This window comes from Tepidimonas sp., assembly GCF_029335975.1.
Lineage (GTDB): Bacteria > Pseudomonadota > Gammaproteobacteria > Burkholderiales > Burkholderiaceae_C > Tepidimonas.
This window is the reverse complement of record NZ_JARJMT020000084.1, coordinates 1-8,940: the sequence shown is the minus strand read 5'-3', so window position 1 is coordinate 8,940 and position 8,940 is coordinate 1. Positions and strand designations below refer to the sequence as shown.

7 protein-coding genes and 1 pseudogene are annotated in these 8,940 nt (G+C 68.1%); all 8 read left to right on the top strand.

The window, feature by feature from the left end; all coding sequences use genetic code 11:
• The first annotated feature begins 267 nt into the window (after positions 1-267).
• Positions 268-1,689 (top strand): 3-isopropylmalate dehydratase large subunit, encoded by a 1,422-nt coding sequence (gene leuC, locus P3W97_RS04730; RefSeq protein WP_300844273.1) that lies wholly within the window; start codon positions 268-270, stop codon positions 1,687-1,689.
• An 18-nt stretch (positions 1,690-1,707) separates the two neighbouring features.
• On the top strand, positions 1,708-1,836 hold the full coding sequence (locus P3W97_RS04725; protein WP_300844271.1) for an entericidin A/B family lipoprotein: 129 nt from the start codon (positions 1,708-1,710) through the stop codon (positions 1,834-1,836).
• Positions 1,837-2,490 carry a 3-isopropylmalate dehydratase small subunit gene (gene leuD, locus P3W97_RS04720; RefSeq protein WP_300844269.1) on the top strand — a complete coding sequence of 218 codons (654 nt, stop codon included), beginning with the start codon at positions 1,837-1,839 and terminating at the stop codon, positions 2,488-2,490.
• Positions 2,491-2,565: 75 nt separating this feature from the next.
• Positions 2,566-3,636: a 3-isopropylmalate dehydrogenase gene (gene leuB / locus P3W97_RS04715; RefSeq protein ID WP_300844267.1), complete on the top strand. Its 1,071-nt coding sequence runs from the start codon at positions 2,566-2,568 to the stop codon at positions 3,634-3,636.
• A gap of 206 nt (positions 3,637-3,842) precedes the next feature.
• On the top strand, positions 3,843-4,961 hold the full coding sequence (gene asd / locus P3W97_RS04710) for an aspartate-semialdehyde dehydrogenase (protein WP_300844265.1): 1,119 nt from the start codon (positions 3,843-3,845) through the stop codon (positions 4,959-4,961).
• A gap of 187 nt (positions 4,962-5,148) precedes the next feature.
• The gene (locus P3W97_RS04705) at positions 5,149-7,614 is read left to right on the top strand and encodes a FimV/HubP family polar landmark protein (protein WP_300844262.1); all 2,466 of its coding nucleotides are present in this window, start codon (positions 5,149-5,151) and stop codon (positions 7,612-7,614) included.
• Positions 7,615-7,649: 35 nt separating this feature from the next.
• On the top strand, positions 7,650-8,438 hold the full coding sequence (truA, locus tag P3W97_RS04700; RefSeq protein ID WP_300844260.1) for a tRNA pseudouridine(38-40) synthase TruA: 789 nt from the start codon (positions 7,650-7,652) through the stop codon (positions 8,436-8,438).
• 46 nt (positions 8,439-8,484) lie between these two features.
• Positions 8,485-8,940: pseudogene (locus tag P3W97_RS04695) on the top strand (N-(5'-phosphoribosyl)anthranilate isomerase); the annotation flags it as partial.

The window sequence follows — 8,940 nt, the reverse complement described above, 5'->3', positions numbered from 1 at the left end:
GCAGGTAAAAGAGGGATTCGGGCATGGCACAGCGCTCCAACCGTTCGCTTGACACCGCACCCACGCGATACGACGCCCTGGTGCGGACACCTGGTGCAGCGGGCAACGGCGACCCCAGGTGTGCCCGCTGCGGCGCGAGCGTTGGCGATCATCCGGCGGCACGGCTGCCCGTGGCGTCGGCCCATCGCGCAGAGGCGACGTGCCGCAGCGCCTGCGCGGCAGCATACAATGTTTGCCTAACCGGCCTGACGCGACCGCGAATTGCCCATGGGACGCACCCTTTACGACAAAATTTGGGACGAGCATGTCGTCCACACCGAGGAGGATGGCACCGCCATCCTCTACATTGACCGCCACCTGGTGCACGAGGTGACCAGCCCGCAGGCCTTCGAAGGGTTGCGTGCGGCCGGCCGCAAGCCGTGGCGCGTGTCGTCGGTGGTCGCCACCGCCGACCACAACACGCCCACCACCGGTTGGGAACGCGGCTATGACGGCATCACCGACCCGATCAGCAAAGAGCAGATCGTCACGCTGGATGCCAACATCCGTGAGTTTGGGGCGGCAGCGTATTTTCCGTTCCTGAGCAAGCGGCAGGGCATCGTGCACGTGATCGGCCCGGAAAACGGCGCCACCCTGCCCGGTATGACGGTGGTGTGCGGCGACAGCCACACCAGTACCCATGGTGCGTTCGGTGCGTTGGCGCACGGCATCGGCACCAGCGAAGTCGAGCATGTGTTGGCCACACAGACACTGCTGGCCAAAAAGGCCCGCAACATGCTGGTCCGTGTGGAGGGGACGCTGCCGCGGGGCTGCACGGCCAAGGATATCGTGCTGGCCATCATCGGCCGCATCGGCACTGCGGGCGGTACCGGCTACACCATCGAATTTGGCGGCAGCGCCATTCGGGCGCTGAGCATGGAAGGTCGCATGACGGTGTGCAACATGGCCATCGAGGCAGGTGCGCGCGCCGGCTTGGTGGCGGTGGACGACAAGACTCTGGACTATGTGCGCGGCCGGCCCATGGCCCCCAACGGGGTGGAGTGGGATCAAGCCGTCGCCCACTGGCGCACCCTGCACTCTGATCCCGACGCGCACTGGGACGCCGTGGTCGAACTGGATGCTGGCCAAATCCTTCCCCAAATCACTTGGGGCACCTCCCCAGAAATGGTGCTGCCCGTAACCGAGCGCGTACCCGATCCCGACCGGGAGAAGGACCCGGTCAAGCGCGACGCGATGGAGCGCGCCCTACAGTACATGGGCCTGCAGCCAGGCAAGCCCTTGACCGACATCGCGATCGACAAGGTGTTCATCGGCTCGTGCACCAACAGCCGCATCGAGGACATCCGGGAAGCGGCGGCCGTGGTGCGCAAGCTCGGCCAAAAGGTGGCGCGCAACGTCAAGCTGGCGATGGTGGTGCCGGGATCGGGTCAGGTCAAGGAGCAGGCCGAGCGCGAAGGGCTGCACGAGATTTTCCGCGCCGCGGGCTTCGAGTGGCGCGAGCCCGGCTGCTCGATGTGCCTGGCCATGAATGCCGACCGGCTGGAGCCCGGCGAGCGCTGCGCCTCCACCAGCAACCGCAATTTCGAAGGCCGCCAGGGTGCGGGTGGGCGCACACACCTGGTCAGCCCGGCCATGGCGGCCGCCGCGGCCATCCATGGCCATTTCGTCGACGTGCGCCAGTTCGTCTAACCTCCCAAGGAGCTCACCATGCAACGTACGCTGTGCTGCACCCTCGTCTGTCTGAGCCTGCTGCTTGCGGGCTGCAACACGGTTCAGGGGCTCGGCAAGGACATCCAAAAAGGCGGCCAGGTCATCCAGGACGCTGGCAAGAAGTAAATGGAGCGCTTTACCATCCATCAGGGGCTTGTCGCGCCCATCGACCGGGAAAACGTCGATACCGACGCCATCATCCCTAAGCAGTTTCTCAAGTCGATCCACAAGACCGGCTTCGGCCCCAACCTGTTCGACGAGTGGCGTTACTTGGACCAGCCAGGCCAGCCCGGTGTGCCCGAGAGCCAGCGCAAACCCAACCCGGACTTTGTGCTGAATCAGCCGCGCTACCAGGGGGCCAGCATTTTGCTGGCGCGCAAGAACTTTGGCTGCGGCTCCAGCCGCGAGCACGCGCCGTGGGCGATCCAGCAGTACGGCTTTCGCGCGCTGATCGCACCGAGCTTCGCGGACATCTTCTTCAACAACTGCTTCAAGAACGGTTTGCTGCCGATCGTGCTGCCGGAGGCCACCGTGGACCGCCTGTTCCACGAGGTGTACGCCTTCCCCGGCTACGAGCTGACGATCGATCTGGAGCGCCAGGTCATCGTGCAGCCTGACGGCGCCGAAATCCCGTTCGAGGTGCAGCCGTTTCGGCGTTACTGCCTGCTCAACGGGCTGGACGACATTGGCTTGACGCTGCGCCACGCCGACAAGATCCGCGCCTTCGAGGCCGAGCGGCTGGCCCGCTTCCCGTGGCTGGCGCGCACCTTCGCGGGCTGACCGATCGCCCTAGGTTCCCTGGTGCCTCTGGGATCCATCCCCAGCCGCGCCTCACCCCTCAGTATCAGGACATCCATGAAGATCGCCATCCTGCCCGGTGACGGTATCGGGCCCGAGATTGTCGCCGAGGCCGTCAAGGTGCTGCGCGCCCTGGCCCTGCCGCTAGAGATGGAGACCGCCCCCGTGGGCGGCGCTGCCTACGAGGCCGCCGGCCATCCGCTGCCCGAGGCGACGCTCAGGCTCGCCCAGCAGGCCGACGCGGTGCTGTTTGGCGCCGTGGGCGACTGGAAGTTCGATACGCTGCCCCGCCCGCTGCGGCCGGAGCAAGCCATCCTCGGCCTGCGCCAGGCGCTCGGGCTGTTTGCCAATTTCCGCCCTGCGATTTGTTACCCGCAGCTCACCCACGCCTCCAGCCTGAAGCCCGAGCTGGTAGCGGGGCTGGACATCTTGATCATCCGCGAGCTGACCGGCGACATTTACTTCGGCCAACCGCGCGGCCGCCGCAGCGCGCCGGATGGGGCCTTTGCCGGCGCTGAGGAGGCCTTCGATACCATGCGCTACAGCCGCCCCGAGATCGAGCGCATCGCCCGCGTTGCGTTCGAGGCCGCGCGCCAGCGCCGCGGCAAGGTCACCAGCGTCGACAAAGCCAACGTATTGGAGACTTTCCAGTTCTGGAAAGACATCGTCACCGAGGTGCATCGCGACTACCCCGACGTCGAGTTGGAGCACATGTATGTGGACAACGCGGCGATGCAGCTCGTCAAGGCACCCAAGAAGTTCGACGTCGTCGTCACCGGCAACATGTTCGGCGACATCCTCTCGGACGAGGCGGCCATGCTGACGGGCTCGATCGGCATGCTGCCCTCGGCCAGCCTCAACGAGCGCGGCCAGGGCCTATACGAGCCGAGCCACGGCAGCGCCCCCGACATCGCTGGCAAGGGCATCGCCAACCCGCTGGCCACGATCCTGAGCGCTGCAATGATGCTGCGCTTCTCGCTCCAGCAGCCCGAGGCGGCCGAGCGCATCGAAGCGGCGGTGCAGAAGGTGCTGGCCGACGGCTTGCGCACCGCCGACATCGCCAGCGAGGGCTGCACCATCGTCGGCACCGCAGCCATGGGTGATGCCGTCGTACGCGCGCTGCGTTAGTTAGAATCCGGGGCATGTTCGCGTCTCGCCCGTCCCTGCCAAATTCCGCTGCCGCACCGGCCGCGGTGGGCATGCGCACCGCCTGCAAAACCACCACCCCCATCACCTGCTGATTCCAGCCTGGTTCGTCGTGTGCCCTCCCGGCCGGACGAGCCGGGCGCAGAAGGTTCTCCCCACTTTTTCCATTTCGTGAAAGGGCACACGCGATGAGCAACGTAGGCAACAAGGTCGGCCTGGTGGGCTGGCGCGGCATGGTCGGCTCGGTTCTGATGGATCGCATGATCACCGAGGGCGACTTCGACCGGATCGAACCGATTTTCTTCTCGACTTCCAACGCTGGTGGCCCCGCCCCAGCACAGGCCAAGGCACACAAAACGCTGCGCGATGCGCACGACATCGCGGCGTTGGCCGAATGCGACATCGTCATCACCTGCCAGGGCGGCGACTACACCAAGGAGGTGTTCCCCAAGTTGCGCGAAGCCGGCTGGCAAGGCCACTGGATCGACGCTGCCAGCGCCCTGCGCATGGAGCCGGGTGCGGTCATCATCCTCGATCCGGTCAATGAGCATGTGATCCGCAAGGCGCTGGCCGCCGGCGGCAAAAACTGGATCGGCGGCAACTGCACCAACTCCATCCTGCTGATGGGGCTGGGCGGTCTGTTCCGCGAAAACCTCGTGGAGTGGGTCAGCTCGATGACCTACCAGGCCGCCAGCGGCGCCGGCGCCAACCACATGCGCGAGCTGCTGCAGGGCATGGGCGTGATCCACGGCGCGGTGGCCGATCGGCTGGCCGACCCGGCCTCGGCGATCCTGGAGATCGACCGCAAGGTGGCCCAGGCCATTCGCGAGGACGTTCCGACCGAGTACTTTGGCGCGCCGCTGGCCGGCAGCCTCATCCCGTGGATTGACGTCCAACTGCCCAACGGCCAATCCAAGGAAGAGTGGAAGGGGCAGGCCGAGGTCAACAAAATCCTGGGCACCGAACAGACCATCCCCGTGGACGGCCTGTGCGTGCGCATCGGCGCCATGCGCTGCCACAGCCTGGCGCTGACCCTCAAGCTCAAACGTGACCTGCCACTGGAGGAGATCGAAGCCATCATCAAGAGTGGTAACCCCTGGGTCAAGTGGGTGCCCAACGACCGCGCCATCACCGTCAAAGAGCTGACCCCAGCCGCCATCACGGGCGGATTGCAGGTGGGCGTGGGCCGCGTGCGCAAGCTCAACATGGGGCCGGAATACCTCTCGGCCTTCGTGATCGGCGACCAGTTGCTCTGGGGCGCCGCAGAGCCGCTGCGCCGCATGTTGCGCATCCTACTCGGGGCCTGACGGGGTATAGTCGGGGCAGTTCGATGCGCCTGGCTCCCCAGGCGTTGCTCGAGTGCAACGCCCAGCGCAGCGCAGCGGGGGCCGTGCGGGTGTAGCCCGGCGCACACACCGTTGCTGCTTGTCGCCGCAACACATTGATGCTATGGTTTTCGACGCCGTTTGCCTGATGCGTCCAAGAAGGATTCCTGTGCCGAAATCCCGTTCATCCCTGCGCCTGCCATCCCAGCGGACCGTGGGTCATCCGGCGGATGGCAGGGGATGGCGCGTCGGCGGCGCCTGGCGGCGTGTTGCCTGGGCGGCGGCGCTGGCCTCGACCCTGACGAGCCAGGCTTGGGCCCTGGCCTTGGGGCGGGTTGCGGTCCAGTCTCAACTGGGCGAGCCGCTGCGCGCCGAAATCGACGTGCCGGCCATCACCGAGGCCGAAGCCGCCAGTCTGCAGGTGGGCATTGCACCGGCGGAGCGGTTTCGCGCGGTCAATTTGGAATTCAACGCCCTGCTCCAAGACGTAACGCTGGAGGTGCAGCGGCGCACGGACGGGCGCACGGTCATCGTGGTGCGCAGTGAACGCCCGGTGTCCGAGCCCTTCCTCGATTTGGTGGTGCAAGCCCGCTGGGCGGGCGGCGAGCTGCTGCGCGGATACACCCTGCTGTTCGATCCGCCCGATCTGCGCCCGCCAAGCCCCGTGGCACCGGCCGTCGCATCCGCGCCCCCGGCCCCGCCTCCACCAGCCGTGGCAGACGCACAACTCGTGCAATCGGCGCCCCCTGCCCAGCCGCCGGCACCGACGCCGGCCACACCCCAGCGGATTGCACCGACCGAGCGGCCTGCCGCCCAGCCGGCAGCGCCGTCCCAGCGGATCACGGTCAGACCTGGGGAGACGGCAGGGCGCATCGCTGCCGAGCACAAACCGGCCGACGTCACGCTGGAGCAGATGCTCGTCGCGCTGCTGCGCGCCAATCCGCAGGCATTCATCCGCAACAACATCAACCTGGTGCGCGCGGGCGCGGTCATCGATCTGCCGGACACTGCCGCGGCAGCCGGCGTCGATCCACAAGAAGCACGCCGCATCGTCGCCGCACAGACGCGGGACTTCAACGAATACCGACGGCGTCTGGCCGCCGCCGCCCCCGCGCAAGCGGCCCCCCCCGCTTCGCGCACGGTCACCGGTACCGTGCAGGCGGCCGTGGCCGAAGACAAACCACAAGCCAGCGCCCAGGACAAGCTGACCCTGACCAAGCCTGGTGCCCCGGCACCGGTCGAGGCCCAGATCGCCGAAACGCGCCAGCGCGGCGAGACCGAACAGCGCGTCGCGGAGCTGAGTCGCAACCTGCAAGAACTGGAGCAACTACGGCAAGCCGCGGCGTCGGCCCCAGCCACCGCACCGGCTGCGCCCCCAGCGACCGATCCAGCCCCGACGGCCACCGCAGGCGATGGGGCAGGTCCACTGGTGCCGGTGTCGCCACCGGCACCGCCTCCCGCGCCAGCGGAGCCCCCAGCGGCGACGGCCCCGCCTGCGGCACCTGAGCCGGCGCCAGCCCCCACCCCGCCCGAAGGCGGCGTGCTGGGCACCCTGCTGGCCCACCCGCTGACCGTGCCGGCGGCCGCTGGCGTGACCCTATTGCTGGCCCTGCTGGCGGGGTGGCGCATCCGGCAGCGCCGTCGGCAGGTTGCTGCCGAACAGCTGGCCGAGCCGCGTGCCGATGCGGCCAGCCAAGCCGATGACACCCACGATGAAGCCGCAGCATCGTCCCCGATGCACGCGACCCGCCTGCTCGACACGGCAGACGATGTCGACCCCGTGGACGAAGCCGACGCCTACCTGGCCTACGGCCGCGACCAGCAGGCCGAAGACATCCTGCTCGAAGCGTTGCGGCAGCACCCGGACCGGCTGCCGGTGCGGCTCAAGTTGTTGGAGATTTATGCGCAACGGCCGGATGCGGCGCGCTTCGAGGCGGCGGCGCGTGAACTGCACGCCCTAACCCAGGGCCAAGGCCCCGAGTGGGAGCGCGCCTGTGCACTGGGCATGACCCTCGATCCGGACAATCCCCTCTACCGCCCTGCGGAGGCCAGTGGCGAGGTCGCCGCGCCGGTCGACGACACCCTGCCCGAGCTGGATTTGACCCTCGATGCCACGGCGTCCGAGCCTGCTACGGCATCCCCACGCGCCGGCGACCTGGACGTCGATTTGGACCTGGGCGCGGTAGCGCCAGAAGCCGCGGAAACATCCGCTGCGCAGACCGAGACGGTGGCACCCTATCCGGCAGACCCCAAGGACGCCGCTCTGTCAGGCGACACGGCCGGCATGGACTTCGATCTGGAGATCCCGGAGTCGCCCCCGCAGCCAGCCCCGATCGGGGCTGCCACCGCGGGGCTGCCGCCTTCACTGGAGGGCCTCTCGCTCGATCTGCCCACGGACGAGGCACCCGCTGCGGGTTCGGCCGGTGCGGCGGCGCCAGCCAACGACCCGTCCAGCCTGGAGCCTATCGAGGAGCTGGACGACAACGACCCGCTGGAGACCAAGCTGTCGCTGGCGCGCGAGTTCGAGGCCATTGGCGATGTGGACGGTGCGCGCACGCTGGCCGAAGAGGTCGTGGCCGAGGCCAGCGGCGATCTGCAGGAACGCGCCCGAGCCTTCTTGGCGCAGCTGGCCTGAGCCGCGCGCCACGCCAAGACGACCGTGATCGAGCGATGCGCATCGCGCTGGGGGTGAGCTATCTGGGCAGCGCCTACCAGGGCTGGCAAAGCCAGCCCGGGGGGCAAACGGTGCAGGACCGGCTGGAGCGGGCGCTGGCCGCCTTTGCCGACGTGCCCGCCATTGCCACCCTGTGCGCCGGCCGTACAGACGCCGGGGTGCATGGCCTCAATCAGGTGGTGCATTTCGATGCCCCGGTCGAGCGCAGCATGAACGCGTGGGTGCGAGGCACCAATCGCTATTTGCCCAGCGACATTGCGGTGCAGTGGGCGCAGCCGGTGCCTGCGAGCTTCCATGCCCGCAACAGCGCCCGTTCGCGCCGCTATGCCTATGTGCTGCTGGAGTCGCCCGTGCGCCCCAGCGTCGAAGCCGGGCGCGCAGGCTGGGTGTTTCGTCCGCTGGCGCTCGAGCCCATGCGGCGAGCCGCACAGCACCTGCTTGGGGAGCACGATTTCAGCGCGTTTCGCGCCGCGCAATGCCAGGCCCTGTCGCCCGTCAAGCACCTGCACCGCATCGATATCCACCGCCGTGGCCCCTACTGGCGCTTCGATTTCGAGGCCAACGCCTTTTTGCACCATATGATCCGCAATATCATGGGGTGCCTGATCGCCGTGGGCCAGGGCTTGCGCCCGCCCGACTGGTTGGCGACCGTGCGCGATGCGCGCAAGCGCGAGATCGCCGCGCCGACTTTTGCACCGGACGGTCTGTACTTTTTGGGCCCCGTGTACGATGCCGACCTGGGCCTGCCGCAGCGCACCCCAGCCTTCGACTGGCTGCCCCTTTGACCTCCTCGCATCGGGCCGCGTTTGCCCGTGCCCACCACCCACCGCTATGCGACGCACCCGCATCAAAATCTGCGGCCTGACCCGCGAGACCGACGTGGACCATGCCGCCGCCGCCGGCGCGGACGCGATCGGCTTCGTGCTCTACCCAGCCAGCCCGCGCCACGTCAGTGCCCGGCGCGCGGCCGAGCTGGCACGCCGCCTGCCCGCGTTCGTCACCCCGGTGCTGCTGTTCGTCAACGCCACGGCCGGCGAGGTCGCCGCTGGCCTGCAGGCGGTACCGAACGCGCTGCTGCAGTTTCACGGCGACGAGACGCCCGAGCAGTGCGCGGCTCTGGCCGGTCCCCGTCCCTGGATACGGGCTGCGCGCATACCGCTGGGCGCTGGTGCGGCTGGCTTCGATCTTCTAGAATACGTGCAGCGTTTTGCCGCCGCGCGGGCTGTGCTGATCGATGCCCATGTCCCTGGCTACGGTGGCGGCGGACAACCCTTCGACTGGACAGCC

Coding starts and splice junctions, on each gene's coding strand:
- leuC (WP_300844273.1), top strand. CDS start 268: ATGGGACGCACCCTTTACGACAAAATTTGGGACGAGCATGTCGTCCAC.
- P3W97_RS04725 (WP_300844271.1), top strand. CDS start 1,708: ATGCAACGTACGCTGTGCTGCACCCTCGTCTGTCTGAGCCTGCTGCTT.
- leuD (WP_300844269.1), top strand. CDS start 1,837: ATGGAGCGCTTTACCATCCATCAGGGGCTTGTCGCGCCCATCGACCGG.
- leuB (WP_300844267.1), top strand. CDS start 2,566: ATGAAGATCGCCATCCTGCCCGGTGACGGTATCGGGCCCGAGATTGTC.
- asd (WP_300844265.1), top strand. CDS start 3,843: ATGAGCAACGTAGGCAACAAGGTCGGCCTGGTGGGCTGGCGCGGCATG.
- truA (WP_300844260.1), top strand. CDS start 7,650: ATGCGCATCGCGCTGGGGGTGAGCTATCTGGGCAGCGCCTACCAGGGC.